This window comes from Paenibacillus sp. J22P169, from assembly GCF_059691995.1.
The window spans coordinates 110,350-123,984 of record NZ_JCAUAO010000001.1 but is presented as its reverse complement, the minus strand read 5'-3'; the positions used below and the strand labels follow the sequence as shown (position 1 = coordinate 123,984).

The 13,635-nt window shown below is 45.6% G+C and carries 13 protein-coding genes; 2 read left to right on the top strand and 11 right to left on the bottom strand.

Annotated elements, in window-relative coordinates; genetic code table 11:
• The 3 genes from AC58QG_RS00620 to AC58QG_RS00610 all read right to left on the bottom strand — a co-directional run bounded on the left by AC58QG_RS00620 (position 1) and on the right by AC58QG_RS00610 (position 1,989).
• On the bottom strand, positions 1–912 hold the full coding sequence (locus AC58QG_RS00620; protein ID WP_497359822.1) for a selenium metabolism-associated LysR family transcriptional regulator: 912 nt from the start codon (positions 910–912) through the stop codon (positions 1–3).
• Between the two features lie 108 nt (positions 913–1,020).
• Entirely contained in the window at positions 1,021–1,458 is a 438-nt protein-coding gene (locus AC58QG_RS00615) for a hypothetical protein (RefSeq protein ID WP_056612399.1), read from the bottom strand.
• Between the two features lie 267 nt (positions 1,459–1,725).
• Positions 1,726–1,989 carry a YlbG family protein gene (locus AC58QG_RS00610; protein ID WP_056612401.1) on the bottom strand — a complete coding sequence of 88 codons (264 nt, stop codon included), beginning with the start codon at positions 1,987–1,989 and terminating at the stop codon, positions 1,726–1,728.
• A gap of 47 nt (positions 1,990–2,036) precedes the next feature.
• On the opposite strand from AC58QG_RS00610, the gene AC58QG_RS00605 reads away from it, so the two are divergent.
• Positions 2,037–3,041 carry an asparaginase gene (locus tag AC58QG_RS00605; RefSeq protein ID WP_497359820.1) on the top strand — a complete coding sequence of 335 codons (1,005 nt, stop codon included), beginning with the start codon at positions 2,037–2,039 and terminating at the stop codon, positions 3,039–3,041.
• Positions 3,042–3,047: 6 nt separating this feature from the next.
• Here the strand turns inward: AC58QG_RS00605 and AC58QG_RS00600 are convergent, their stop codons facing one another.
• The 4 genes from AC58QG_RS00600 to AC58QG_RS00585 all read right to left on the bottom strand — a co-directional run bounded on the left by AC58QG_RS00600 (position 3,048) and on the right by AC58QG_RS00585 (position 7,580).
• Positions 3,048–3,497 carry a YlbF/YmcA family competence regulator gene (locus AC58QG_RS00600; protein ID WP_497359818.1) on the bottom strand — a complete coding sequence of 150 codons (450 nt, stop codon included), beginning with the start codon at positions 3,495–3,497 and terminating at the stop codon, positions 3,048–3,050.
• Between the two features lie 51 nt (positions 3,498–3,548).
• The gene (locus AC58QG_RS00595; RefSeq protein WP_497359816.1) at positions 3,549–5,621 is read right to left on the bottom strand and encodes a helicase-associated domain-containing protein; all 2,073 of its coding nucleotides are present in this window, start codon (positions 5,619–5,621) and stop codon (positions 3,549–3,551) included.
• Entirely contained in the window at positions 5,618–7,321 is a 1,704-nt protein-coding gene (locus AC58QG_RS00590; RefSeq protein ID WP_497359814.1) for a DNA repair helicase XPB, read from the bottom strand. The genes AC58QG_RS00595 and AC58QG_RS00590 overlap by 4 nt, the downstream gene beginning before the upstream one ends.
• 70 nt (positions 7,322–7,391) lie before the next feature.
• Positions 7,392–7,580: a hypothetical protein gene (locus tag AC58QG_RS00585; RefSeq protein WP_497359813.1), complete on the bottom strand. Its 189-nt coding sequence runs from the start codon at positions 7,578–7,580 to the stop codon at positions 7,392–7,394.
• A 117-nt stretch (positions 7,581–7,697) separates the two neighbouring features.
• Here AC58QG_RS00585 and AC58QG_RS00580 point away from each other — a divergent pair, with 117 nt between their 5' ends.
• A complete protein-coding gene (locus AC58QG_RS00580; protein ID WP_497359811.1) occupies positions 7,698–8,624 on the top strand; it encodes a LysR family transcriptional regulator in 927 nt (308 codons plus the stop codon).
• On the opposite strand, the gene AC58QG_RS00575 is transcribed toward AC58QG_RS00580, so the two are convergent.
• From AC58QG_RS00575 to AC58QG_RS00560, 4 genes are all read right to left on the bottom strand, one after another.
• Entirely contained in the window at positions 8,569–9,642 is a 1,074-nt protein-coding gene (locus AC58QG_RS00575) for a Gfo/Idh/MocA family protein (RefSeq protein ID WP_497359809.1), read from the bottom strand. The two genes, AC58QG_RS00580 and AC58QG_RS00575, sit on opposite strands and share 56 nt — an antisense overlap.
• 20 nt (positions 9,643–9,662) lie before the next feature.
• Positions 9,663–10,814 (bottom strand): Gfo/Idh/MocA family protein, encoded by a 1,152-nt coding sequence (locus tag AC58QG_RS00570; RefSeq protein ID WP_497359807.1) that lies wholly within the window; start codon positions 10,812–10,814, stop codon positions 9,663–9,665.
• Positions 10,815–10,953: 139 nt separating this feature from the next.
• The gene (locus tag AC58QG_RS00565) at positions 10,954–13,056 is read right to left on the bottom strand and encodes a PAS domain S-box protein (RefSeq protein ID WP_497359805.1); all 2,103 of its coding nucleotides are present in this window, start codon (positions 13,054–13,056) and stop codon (positions 10,954–10,956) included.
• A gap of 133 nt (positions 13,057–13,189) precedes the next feature.
• Positions 13,190–13,630 (bottom strand): CBS domain-containing protein, encoded by a 441-nt coding sequence (locus AC58QG_RS00560; protein WP_497359803.1) that lies wholly within the window; start codon positions 13,628–13,630, stop codon positions 13,190–13,192.
• Positions 13,631–13,635 lie beyond the last annotated feature (5 nt).

Genomic DNA, 13,635 nt, shown 5'->3' with positions numbered 1-13,635 from the left:
TTATAGAAAACGACTTAAATCTTCTTGTCGTAAGAAAGTCATAAAGCTTACAGCCGATATAGGCAGCAAGGTCGAGTTTAAATAAATCGCATAGAAGCTGCGCTCAAATACGATATTCTCGATTTTCTTCACTTTAAAGAGTCCTAGCGTCACCTCATGCTTCACTGAAGATTGCGATAAGATAGATATACCCAATCCCGCTTCAACCGCTGATTTGATGGCTCCAGTGCTTCCTAGCTCCATGACGATCTTCATCGAAGAACAATCCATGTTGCAGCGCGCAAATTCTTCCTCCATGACCCTTCTCGTGCCAGAGCCCTGTTCACGCAGAACAAAAGGATACTTCAACAGCTCCTCCAAAGTAACAACCTCAACATCCGCAAGCGGGTGATCCGACGGAACAATTAGACGCAGCTCGTCGCTGAGAATCGGTTCGGTATGAACATCCGGATGATGAATCGGAGCTTCTACAAGACCGAAATTGAGTTGATGACTGAGCACCTCATCCAAGATCTGCGCCGTGTTCATCACCTTCATCGAGACGGAAATGTTCGGATAATCCTTGCTGAATGGTCCCAGGAGACGAGGCAAAATATATTCCCCCATCGTTAAACTGGCGCCTAACTGAAGCCGTCCTTCGATCATCATTGTAAATTTAGACATCGCGACGTCGGTGTCACGAATAAGTTCAATACTATTTTTGGCAAAAGGCAGCAGTGCTCGTCCCGCCTCGGATAATTCGATCTTCTTGGTGCTGCGATGAAAGAGCTTCACGCCGAAGTAATCCTCAAGCGACTGTACCTGCATCGTCACGGCAGGCTGTGTCATATGTAACGCACCGGCTGCATGTGAGAAACTGCCTTTTTCCGCTACGGTATAGAAAATGTGTAATTGATGAAAATTAAGTGCCATGGTATACCGCCTCTCTTTGCTCCATTATATGAAATCGAACCCGTACAGTCCATCAAGACGACAAAAAAGAGTATGTCTGCCCCAGACATACTCTGATCAATTGCAAGATTAGCGACGCTTGCGACTATTCTTAATCAATGTCATACGACGAGAGTGTCTCAACCAGGAATAGTACGATTTTAAATCACGCAGTTCCATGGTCTCTGACATTTTGCCTAGAAAGGTAACAATTATCATTTTGTGCAGAGGATTGCCTACCAGATCCGTCTCATGCTCCAAATGTGAGAATTCGGCTACAACCACCAGATCATCATCAATCAGATAGACGTCTTCTTCATTCCGATAATAAGGGACCATGCTATCATTTTTAAGCTTCTCCCAAAGAAAAGCGCAAATTTCCTCGAGTGAATTGTTATCGCTTGAAATACGATCACTCCATCTTAGCTTTGCATGATTCGTGATCACGATATCCGCCACTTTCTTGTCGCCTAGCTGTACGAAAAATGGTTCGTAAGTACTCCATCTCCCCATCACCTTATCTTTCATGATCACATCCCCTTTCCTATTTAAATGGGACCTAATACCTACTCCCTGAAGTTCTGTAAGTTATATTTTACTGTATTATAACTTTTTTTCCCATGGAAGAATATATAAAATTATTAATAAGTATTTATGAAGACAAAAAACTATGCCTAATTTTCGGAAAATTGAGAAAACTTACGCTAATGTCATTCAAACTAGCACGATTAGCGTTTCATATGGTCAAAAAAAAGAAAAAAGCTTCTCACGAAGCTTTCATTTTGCACTACAGCCTCAAAGCGTGTAAAATCTAGTTTTGTCAGGCACGTCACTACTATATTCCGTTTTAATTTCATTACGGTACGATTTCTCTACCTTCTTGACGTAAGGCAGTTTAAGCAAGCTGCGTGTGGTCTCTTCTAATTTGCTCGCATGTATATAAAGAACTGCATAATTCATTTTCTTTGATATGTAATGAAGGGAACCGAACCGCTCCAAATTTCTGGCGGCTTTGATATCGTTCACCCAAATGATTAACCCGCTTCGCTCAATCATCATGATTGCAACCTCTTTTCAATAATCCTAGTATGGAGTGATCTTACAACATGAAGCCATCAGACACTATTGTCCGCGTGTCTCGCGGAAATATAACGGAAAGTATACATCGCATCCACCTCGCTGTCGTGGATGCCCAAGGAACGCTCCTGCACGGTGCAGGCGATCCGTCCCTGCTCACCTTCGCCCGTTCTACGGCGAAGCTGATTCAAGCGCTGCCGGTCATTGAATCCGGCGCCGCTGATCATTTCGGCCTGACCGAGGCCGAAATTGCCTTGTGTTGTGCTTCCCATAACGGGGAAGCCGAGCATGTGAACACGGCCCGCGGTATCCTGGGCAAGCTTGGTTATCATGCCAAGCACCTGCAATGCGGTGCGCACGAACCGTACCACGCGCCAACTGCACAAGCGATGCGTGAACGGGGAGAGTCCCCTTCAACCTTGCACAACAATTGCTCGGGCAAACATTCGGGTATGCTATCCCTTAGCAGCCATCTTGGTGCTTCACCAGATTCCTACATGAGCCCAGAGCATCCTGTTCAAGTCTTAATGTTAGATGCAGTGAGCGCCATGTCAGATGTGCCTAAGGAGCAGATAGAGCTAGGTATCGACGGTTGCGGCGTCCCCGTGTTCGGTATGCCTATCAACCGCCTCGCCCTTGCATTTGCCCGTTTGGGCAGCCCTGAAGGGCTATCTACAGTGCGTGCAAACGCTTGCCAGAGAATTGTCGAGGCTGTGCGAAAATATCCTCAATTCCTCGCAGGAAGCGATCGCTTCGATACGCGATTAATCGAGGTAACTAAAGGGCGAATCATAGGCAAAATGGGCGCTGAAGGCATCTTCGCGATTTCTATACCCGAACGAGCTATAGGCTTCGTCTTAAAAGTAGAAGACGGAAATGTTCGTGCCTTGTATCCCGCGGTAACTGAGGCGCTGAAGCAGTTAGGCTACCTCTCGGAAGCCGAGGTCAGCGAGCTTGCAGCTTTCCACACACCAAGTGTGCACAACTGGCAGGGAACCGAGGTCGGACAGATCCGCCCCGATTTCTGCCTGTAACCTAGCTTAACCGCAATTACCACTGCAGCTTCCACCGGAGCTGCAGCCTTTGCCGGTTGGCAAGGGATTATTACTAGGGACTTTAATGGAATCCGATACGGCGTGAGCAATCGTCGTTGAGACGCTAAACAACAAGTCGTCCAAGCGATCTTCTGCTTCTTTGTACTTGCGTACAGCCTCAACAGCTAGAAGCTTCTCTTGCACGTCATTCAAAGCGGCAAGTGCATCGTGATAACTTGGGTGGTAATGCCCGAAACGCTCGCATTCCTCAAAAGCATCTTTTTTTCTAGCAAAGACAGCTTGCAAGTCTTTAACTTCCTTGCTGTTCTCAACCGCGGTCTTCCAATATAAATAATCTGCAACTTCCGCAGAAGAATTAATCATATCCCCCATATCGTAGGCCTGCATAAGGATAGCCGACATATCGAGTGTTTCTGTTTCCATTGTTTGTAACATTACGACAACCCCATCCTTCCTCGCGAAAAAGTCTATAACACTTCTATCATATCACAGTTCGCCAAGAGTTTCTTCCTTTTCTCTCACACAACCATCGTTGATTCCTGGCAATATGAGCTTCATCTCCTTCCAATCCTCGCCCGCCCAAGAAATCTCCTGATATTGTTCCCAACCATCCAGAATCCAACCTGTCCGATCTTCTCGTAGCATGCGAGGGATGATGAAGCAGTCGCGCCCCTCCTTCCTCAACTGAAGCACACTCTTCCATTCGATGGCCTTACGAATCATATCCTTCCGTGTAGAGGCATGGTAGTCTCGGAGTTCCTTAATCCAGCTCACAGGGATTTGCTGCATATCCGGATACATATCCTCTCGCTGCGGCAGAAAGGGATCAATTTCATATAATTGAATCGTATCTCGCGAGTAGCAAAGGCCTATGGATGGTTCCAAAAATGTTGGAAGCATATCCTCCTTTTCCGCTGAGACATTCGGAATTGCTCTTTGATTTGGATGGAAGCCCATCGCTTCCAAACACTTGGTCACATGTTTAACATTCTCGCGAGAAATAATAAAATGGGTTTCGCCAATGCGGTCTCCAAGCAGACTGCGGCACTTCTCATTACGAAGCAAAGCTTCCGCCACCTCCGTGGTTTGGCAGCGAAGCAACGTAACCTCTTCCATATAGAGCTTGTCCTTCTGTTCTTCCCACTGCTGTAATGTAATGATCACTTGTTCTGGTACTTCGTGGTAGGCATTCTGTTGCAAAAGTTGAATCACATCAGTACTCTTCAACCCATGATCCAGCGCCAGTTGAAAGCTTTCTTTGGTTATTCGATAGGTACGTACAAGATCGGAGTTCAGAAGGTCACTGAACGCCGCAATCTTCCACTCCAGATAAAGAGAGACATCAGGGGGCAGCAGGACTTCGAAATCGGGCTGAACATAAAGCGAAGGGGCCTGCATGAGCTTGAGCGACGGCTCGAGGTGCGAGTCTTGATTTACAGCATCGAAAATACGTTGCGGGTTGATGTGCCATTTGAACCATAGCACCCCATCCTCGTTTTCTGCTATTTCGATAAAATGAAAATATGTCAAAGGCTTGATCCATACATTAAGCAATTCCTGGCGTAGAGCGGTCTCATCAAGTGTTGTACGGAAGAATGAACAACAAGCTAGGATGGCTTGGATCAGCTCATTTAAATTATACCACTGCAAGGCAGTCCCCCTTTCCATGAAGGCAATGCCATGCTCTAGCCAAACTGGTGCGGGAATTAAAGCCTGCCGCCAAATGCGATACAACTGCAATTGCTGGTGTTCATAGGTGCCATGAAGCCATTCTTCAAAGTGCCGCTGATGGATCAGGAAACTGTCACCCGCTTCATTTTTATAAAGAAAGCCCATCCGCAAGGCCATTTCAAGCATCAACGCGGCGGACTCCTCATAAACGTCAGTGAATGCATAAGTAAGTCCAGACATTGTAATAATTTTTTTAGGCAGGCTCACATCTTCAGTAAGCTTCTGTATTATCTTTTTATGTAAGGTACCTTTATTCGTAAGGGGAAGTGCTGGCTGCCGCGAGCAACTAACCATGAAAAGAAATAATTGCTGAGCTAATCCTCTGGGGTTCGTTTGGCAGCTTTCTTCATCATCCATTTCTCCCATATGTTCACCGATATCCCCTGAACTTAGAGGCTCAAGCAGGCTTTCGGACTCCCCTATGGAATTTAGCGGTATAGGAAATAACACCTGTTGCCACCCCGCAAAGGCATCCTCAGGTAAAATAAATAGCTGATCTCCCCATGACTTGCGGAAAGCGACAATGACCCCATATCGACGAAGTCCCCATAAGCCCAAACTTACCTGAGCACCAGCCATTTGGAGCACCGCTTCCTTTTCCAACCTCTCACTAGTAAAAGGAACGCAACCGAACGTTGACAGCACAAGACGCAGCGTATGCTTCTCATCCAGTGTGAGCTCCTTATAGAGTTTAATTAATTGATTGGGGTGCGTCAGCACCTCGCCTAATGATGGATTAGACGAAGGAAATGCCGAACACCACGGTTGTCTTAAAATGACTTCCTTTAACGAAACCGGCATTTTCCTTTCCATGTGCTCGTACTTCATTCGATACCTACCTCCACATTTACCGCTTGATTCCAGCTTGTAATCTCGTATTGATAGCCCTGCTCCACAAGAAATAGCTGCCTCTTCATGGCGAAATCCTGCTCCTTGGTGTCCGAGCTTACGAGTGAATAAAAGACGGCTGTGTTTTCACCGTTTCGTTTTGGCCGGAGGATACGACCGAGTCTCTGAGCTTCCTCCTGCCTAGAGCCATAACTTCCCGAAACCTGAATAGCAATCGCCGCGTCTGGGAGATCGACTGCGAAATTAGCTACCTTAGAAACAATGAGCAACGGAAGTTGCCCCTTTTTGAATCGCTCATAGAGCTCCTCTCGCCGTTCATGCGGGATGCTGCCACATATCATGGGTGCACCTGTATGCGCTGAAATCTGTTCGAGCTGATCAATGTATTGACCGATAATTAGCGTCGGCTCATCCGGATGAAGCTTCAGCAAGTGATCAATGACATCCAGCTTCGCTTCATTCTCCCCTGCAATTCGGAACTGATGCCTAGCTTCAGAGGCACAATAACGATCACGATCCTCCGTTGACAGAGGTACCCGCACTTCTTGGCAAGTCACCTTCGCCAGCCACCCCATAGTTTCTAGTTGCTTCCACGCCATGTCATACTTTTTGGGCCCGACTAAGGAGAAAACATCACCTTCTAGGCCATCTTCTCTAATTAGTGTAGCTGTTAATCCGAGCCTGCGTGTAGCTTGTATCTCTGCAGTCGCACGAAAGACCGGGGCAGGCAGAAGGTGAACCTCATCATAAATGATAAGGCCCCACTCCCTCTCGCTAAAGATCCGCAAGTGTGAGAAATCGGCATCCTTGCTCCCGCGATGCGTTAGGATTTGATAGGTGGCAATAGTGATAGGCCTAATCTCCTTCGTGGTGCCATTATACTCACCTACTTGATCGCTCGTTAGCCCCGTCTTACTTAATATTTCGCGCTTCCATTGCTTCACAGACGTTACATTCGAGGTTAGGATCAGTGTTGCACAGCTAGCTTTCGCCATTGCGGCGATCCCAACTACCGTCTTACCAGCTCCGCAAGGAAGTACCAGTACGCCGCTCCCACCATGGCCTACCTGCTGAAAGGCATCTACGGCCTGCTTTTGATAATCACGCAGCTGGAACGGCTCATCCATCTGATCTTCCTCTCGCCAAGGAATATTCAGAAATTCGCCGCTGCGATAAGAGGCCAGATCCTCCACCGGGTAGCCCAGCTTCATCAGTTCTTGCTTCAAAATCCCGCGATAGCTCGGAGATATGGCAATAGCCCGTTCACCACGGGTATCCTTAAGATATTTTTGCAAGGAATCATAGGCACAAATTTCTTTGAAAACGACGGTATCCTCGCTGACCAAGAAGAGTTCCTTCCCCACATGCAGCATGCGTAAAATCCCATAGCGCTTTGTATATTTACGAATCGTGCTTAGAACAGCAGATGGTACACCGAATTTGGCATGCTGCTGCAAGCAAGTTGTCATCTCTTCCAACCCCATGCCTGCTGCAGCTGCATTCCATAAAGACAACGGAGTAACCCGATAAGTGTGAAGATGTTCCGGACTTTTCACTAGATCTGCAAAGCGAGCCAGCTTACCCTGGAGCTTTTCAAATTCAGGATGATTCGTTTCGAGGAGGATAGATAAATCACTCTGAACGATCAGAGGCTTTGTAGGATCCATAGTCAATCGCATATTCCCTCCTTTTTCCTTTAGTATGAAGGGAAAGTACTTGATTTAAACATGGTCTCCATGCTAACGTATCTCAAAAGAGTTCATACACCGTGATAATCCCGATAATAAGTACGGCGAATAGAGACACCCAACGGATCGTTTCACGATGGCTAAGACTCGTTTTCGCCTCTTTCGAGTACCAATGTGCTTTCCTCGCGCGCGCTTCAACATCTTTCACATGAGCCTCAAATTTTTTCTCTATCTCGTATAAGTTCCACATGGTAATTCCCCCCATCCTTTGGTTGGAATTGATTTTAACATGGCAGGAAGTACCAGAGTTATCTATAATAAATGATCGTTTCGATCGAAAAAAGTGATAATTGAGGGGTGGAGGCAGATGGATCTCACGTTATATAAAACACTGCTCGAAGTAGCGAAATGGCAAAACTTCACAAAGGCTTCCGAAAAATTGGGCTATGCCCAGTCCAGTGTAACCTCCCAGGTTCAAAAGCTGGAGATTGAGTACGGGGTCGAAATTTTTGAACGCATTGATAAAAAGATGAGACCGACGCCTGCGGGGGAAATTTTACTGCGCTATGCAGCGAAGATTTTGAAGCTATTTGAGGAATCCAAAATTAATGTGGCTGGTCAGACGACAGGAAGCTTCATGATCGGTACGCACGAAACAACGCTCTTCTCGTATATGCTGCCTCCATTCCTCGGAGCGTTCAAAAAGTGCTTTCCGAACATTACAATTACGATAAATGAGTTAATGGAAAATGATACGTCACGCGCGTTGAAGGCAGGCGAATGCGATTTAGGATTCATCGTCGATCGTGAGCTGAGCGACCCTGACTTGATTTACAAGACGATACAAGAAGAGGAATTTGTCATCGTGGCCGCGCCAGATCACCCCTTAGCAGCGAAATCTGCCATCGTACCAGAGGATCTGAATGGCGCCGAGATTCTAATGTCCATCTCGGGAGGTCGTTGCCGGAAATTATTTGAAACGATGCTGCGCAAGCACAATGTGCAGTATACGCTCACGTATGAGATCAATAACTATGAAACGATTAAAAAATGCGCCATGCATGGGCTCGGACTTTGCTTACTGCCGAGAACGACAGTGACCACAGAAACACAAAACGGGCAGCTAGCGATTTTACCGCTAAACTACCCGAATTTTAAATTGAATGTGCAATTATGTTATCATGCCAAACGGCAATTATCCGTACCTTTGAAAAACTTCATCCAACTGCTGTGTGAACCTACTCCACACGAACAGCTTTCTCTTGAGCCATCAAGCACAATTCAGCCGCTTTGAACGTATGCGCTTGTGTCATAGCGTTTTCTGTACGATGGATACAATCAAGGATCAACTGACCGAAGAATGGGAAGCCTACTTGTCCATGCAGACTGTAGTGCTTTTCCCCTTGTTGGTTGACAAGGTACAGCTGATCCCCTTGCGGATCGCGAGCAATATCAATATATTTACGTAGCTCGATATAGCCCTCTGTTCCTAGAATCAATGTACGCCCGTCTCCCCATGTCCCCAAGCCATTTGGTGTCAACCAGTCTACACGGAAATAATTCGTTGCCCCATTGTCCCCAATCAGTGTCGCATCGCCGAAATCCTCAAGCTCCGGATAATCCTTCGCATGATAATTCGCTACTTTACTGCTAACGACCGTCGCATCCTTACAGCCCGAATAGAAGAGGAACTGCTCGATTTGATGACTGCCGATATCGCACAGAATACCGCCGTATTTATCCTTCTCGAAAAACCAATCAGGACGGCTTGACGCATTCAAACGATGTGGCCCTAGTCCAATAACTTGAAGCACGCGACCAATCGCACCTTCTTCAATCAACTGACCCGCGAAAACGGCGCTTTCTACGTGAAGTCGCTCACTATAGTAGACGGCATATTTACGTCCAGTTTCTTCAACCGCTGCCTTCGCAGCAGCAAGCTGCTCGAGGGAAGTAAAGGGTGTTTTATCCGTAAAATAGTCTTTACCATGCTCCATCGCACGAATACCCAATGGGCCACGCTCAGATGGTACAGCCGCAGCAGCAATTAACTTGACTTCAGGGTCGTGAAAGATCTCCTCTTCAGAAGCAGCAACCTGCGCCTGCGGAAACTTTTCGACAAATGCCGCTACTTTCGCAGGATCTTTATCGTACACCCATTTCAGCTCAGCACCTGCTTCTAGAAGTCCGTTGCTCATGCCATAGATATGACCATGATCCAGCGCGACGACCGCGAAGGTAAACTCCCCTTTTTGAACAACAAGGTTCGGTTTTCCTTTTGGCGCATAATTCATGCCATCATTCTTTTGCATTTCGAATTTCCCCCATCATCTTAGACGTCAAGTGTTTTAAAGGAGCCAGCCTCTTTATTGTTTTTGGAATTTTTGATCTTCTCTTGCAAGTGCTGCTCGAAAAGATCTTCATCAATCGGCAAATCGACCCAGTTGTCAGTAAATGTTGACAACATGATCGCATTGGAAATCATTAGGCCTTTGATGCCTTCTGCTCCTGGAGCAATCAATGGTGTGCCATGAAGAATCGCATCAACGAAGTTCTGCGTGATCCCCATGTGGCCTGTTTCCTTACCTTCAACTGGAATTTCGCATTTCCAGCATTCCGGGGAACCGAAACCGCCTTTGTAGGTTTCATTGAATTCTCTTTCTGAAACGCGTAAACGCCAGAACGTCAATTTGCCGTCTTCAATTACGATTTTCCCACGGTCACCGGACAATTCGAAACGGTTCGTTCCTGGCGCTTCACCCGTAGTAGTTACGAATAAACCTGTAGCGCCATTTTCATACTCAACAAATGCCGTTACATCATCTTCGACCTCGATATTGCGGTGTTTACCGAAATAACAGAACGCGCGAACACGCTTCGGCATCATATCGATCGTCCACTGCCAAAGGTCTAGTTGGTGCGGATCTTGATTAATGAGTACGCCGCCGCCTTCACCAGCCCAAGTTGCACGCCAGCCGCCTGAATCGTAATAGCTTTGTGATCTATACCAGTTCGTGATAATCCAGTTCGTTCTGCGAATTTCACCTAGTTCGCCAGAAGAAACGAGATCCTTTAGTTTTGTATATAAAGGATTTGTACGTTGATTGTACATCATGCTGAATACTTTACCTGAAGCTTCTGCTGCTTCGTTCATTAGACGCACTTGCTTTGTATATACGCCTGCAGGTTTCTCACAAATAACGTGCATACCTGCTTGGAATGCCCGTACAGCTGTTTCAGGGTGATCATAGTGAGGTGTTGCGATCAAAACCCCATCAATCAAGCCTGAAGCCAGAAAATCGTCAAGGTTGTCGAACAATTGAACACCCTCACCTAGATTTTCTTTTGCCCACTCTAGACGATCTGCTCGCGGTTCACAAATAGCGGTTAGTACGCCGCCCTTCACTTCATTTTTCACCAAATATTTGGCATGTCCAGTTCCCATGTTCCCCAGACCAACGATACCAATCCTTACTTTCTCCACTGTACGTCACCTTTTTCTTGTCAGATTCACAATTATTAAGCACGTTTTCACTTTAGCATATTTAAGAGGAGGCATCTTGTCGCAGATTGACTACCTTATTGCGAACTTTGACAGTTACACGCCGTGAGGACAAAGTTTACTATTCGGATGCAGGCAATTGAATACTGACCGTTGTTCCAACACCAAGCTTACTTTGATAGCGAATTACACCATGGTGCTCTTCAATGATCGTAAAACTCACCATCATACCAAGACCTGTCCCTTTTTCTTTCGTAGTATAAAAGGGCTCACCTATTCGCGGCAGTCTTTCCTCTGAGATGCCTTGGCCTTGATCAGCAAACTGCAATTTCACTTCACTAGCTTGATTCTCTGCTGTGATGCTCAAAGTACCGCCAGAAGGCATTGCTTCAATCGCATTTTTGATCACATTTACAAAAACCTGCTTGATTTGATTCCGCTCACAATTGACTGATAGAAGCATCGATTTGGCATTCAGCGTAATCTCTACATTATTCATAATTGCTTCTGTATTTAAAAGTTGAATCACTTCTTCAAGTATCGTCAATGGATCATGAGGCATGTAAGCAACGGCTTGCGGTTTGGCTAGAATCAGAAGCTCTCCTAGAATCAGCTCAATCCGATTAAACTCTTCTTGCATAATGTGATAATAGCGTAGTTTACTTTCTTCATTGGCATGACACATCAGCTTCACAAAGCCCTTAAGCGCCGTCAGCGGATTGCGTATCTCATGTGCAATACCAGCCGCCAACTGGCCAGCAACATGTAGTTTCTCCGTTTTACGGAGCAGCTCCTCTGTCTGTTTCTGGACCGTAATATCCTGGACCGTACCGAATAAACATAGGGCTCTTCCCCACTCGTCATACGTAGTTCTTGCTAAGGTATGCAGAATTCGTACATCCTCATTAACGATAACTCTAAAAATGATATCCAAAGATCCTTCATGTAGAGCTTTTTTTGTTGCCATCTTCATTTTCAAACTGTCTTCAGGGTGAATACTTTCATGAAGTGCCTCTATAGACGACTGTTGTACAGCATCTTTACAACCAAATAATGCAGTCAATTCATCTGATATATACACCATGTTATGGATGACATCCCACTCATAATGGCCCAAACCTGCTATTTCTTGTGCAATTTCCAATTTAGCTTTACTTTGGAGAAGCTCATGCTCAATTCGCTTGTGAATGGTAATATCATGAACCAGTCCCCGAACTGCCATGCGCCCCCCATCTAGAGCCACTCGTTCAATTTGCGATCGTAAATGGCGAACTTCCCCATCTTCACGTGTAATTCTGTATTCTATATCTGACGTTCCACGCAGTACTGCTTGCTTGATTGAAAGCGCCACCTTCTCCCGATCATCTAACATGATGGGATCAATTGCTTTACTCAAATCAATCCTTAAAGCAGGTTCAAGACCATGAATCCTAAACATCTCGTCCGACCACGTAATTGAATCTTCGTCCAAATCTCGTTCAAAGCTGCCGAATTGACCTAAACGCTGCGCCTGTATGAATCGTTCTTCAACAAGCTTGCGTTCTGAAATATCACGCCAGATCCCTAATTTCTGACTGCGGTTGCCTTGAGCGTCCAATAACCACTTGAAATTGTTTTCAAACCATACGTACCAACCCTTTTTATGAAGAAAGCGACAAGTTATTATTCCTTGATCATTCCTTGCATACTCGTTTTCATTGATGAAAATTTTCTTCAGACCATCTATGTCCTCCGGATGACAAAAAGCCAATATGTTCGCTCCGTACATATCTTCAAGTTCATAGCCTAGCAGGTCTTTTATCGAGGGAGATACATAAAGTAGAATGCCATCTTCGGAAGTCAGTGTAATTAAATCCTGAACATAGTTTGTATATTTTTGAGTAAGCTCATTTTCAATGGTAAAATGATTCGCTAGCATTTCCGTTTTACGAAGAATAATATGTAAATTCTCACCGACTGGACATGCTTGTACATGAATCCATTGATTGGATGGCTTGACATATTCTTTGAAAGCAATTTCTTTGCCACTTCTCCGAGCTTGGTGAAAATGACTATAGGTAGCATGCCGTATCGCAGCAGGAAACTCGGCCCAAGCCATTCTACCAAGAAGTTCTTCTGGTGATCGATTTAATAAACTTGCGCCATAGTCGTTTGCGTATATAAAATGCCAGTTTGAATCTAGAATGATAAGTCCAATGTAAGCGTTATCTTCAAACTTGTTCATCTTTTCTATACGGACCCCCTTCATCATTTCGTTATTATTATCGCTTACTTGGATGCACCTCGTAAAGAGAATATACGAAAAAAAAGCAGCGTTCCCTCGGATGGGAAAAGCTGCTTTATAAAGATATGTTTATTTAATGACTTCCTACAAGCGTTCGTTCTTGAGAAATCTGGCTTAGCGCTTCGCCAGCCTCATCTTCAAAGTTGCCTCTAATAGCCAAATCGCCAATCGCCACAATCCCGACAAGCTTACCATTATCGACAACAGGCAACCGTCTGATTTGATGCTGTGCCATGAGCTCCGCGGCTTCGTCAACAGACGTATTCGGAGATACGGTTGTCATATTCTTCGTCATTACGGTTTCCACCGCCGTTGACCCCGAATGCTTCTCCGCATAGCCTCGAATAACAAGGTCACGATCTGTTACTCCGCCTATGAATTTATCCCCGTCAATTACCCCAACGAATCCAATATCATGTTGCTTCATTTTCAAGGCAATTTCGAACACATTATCGAGTAGGGTGACCGTCACGCAATCTTTACTCATGATGTCCTTCACTTGTTTATCTGGCATACTCA

Coding starts and splice junctions, on each gene's coding strand:
- AC58QG_RS00610 (WP_056612401.1), bottom strand. CDS start 1,989: ATGATGATTGAGCGAAGCGGGTTAATCATTTGGGTGAACGATATCAAA.
- AC58QG_RS00560 (WP_497359803.1), bottom strand. CDS start 13,630: ATGCCAGATAAACAAGTGAAGGACATCATGAGTAAAGATTGCGTGACG.
- AC58QG_RS00620 (WP_497359822.1), bottom strand. CDS start 912: ATGGCACTTAATTTTCATCAATTACACATTTTCTATACCGTAGCGGAA.
- AC58QG_RS00585 (WP_497359813.1), bottom strand. CDS start 7,580: ATGTGGAACTTATACGAGATAGAGAAAAAATTTGAGGCTCATGTGAAA.
- AC58QG_RS00575 (WP_497359809.1), bottom strand. CDS start 9,642: ATGCAAAAGAATGATGGCATGAATTATGCGCCAAAAGGAAAACCGAAC.
- AC58QG_RS00595 (WP_497359816.1), bottom strand. CDS start 5,621: ATGAAGTACGAGCACATGGAAAGGAAAATGCCGGTTTCGTTAAAGGAA.
- AC58QG_RS00580 (WP_497359811.1), top strand. CDS start 7,698: ATGGATCTCACGTTATATAAAACACTGCTCGAAGTAGCGAAATGGCAA.
- AC58QG_RS00605 (WP_497359820.1), top strand. CDS start 2,037: ATGAAGCCATCAGACACTATTGTCCGCGTGTCTCGCGGAAATATAACG.
- AC58QG_RS00565 (WP_497359805.1), bottom strand. CDS start 13,056: ATGAACAAGTTTGAAGATAACGCTTACATTGGACTTATCATTCTAGAT.
- AC58QG_RS00600 (WP_497359818.1), bottom strand. CDS start 3,497: ATGTTACAAACAATGGAAACAGAAACACTCGATATGTCGGCTATCCTT.
- AC58QG_RS00590 (WP_497359814.1), bottom strand. CDS start 7,321: ATGCGATTGACTATGGATCCTACAAAGCCTCTGATCGTTCAGAGTGAT.
- AC58QG_RS00615 (WP_056612399.1), bottom strand. CDS start 1,458: ATGAAAGATAAGGTGATGGGGAGATGGAGTACTTACGAACCATTTTTC.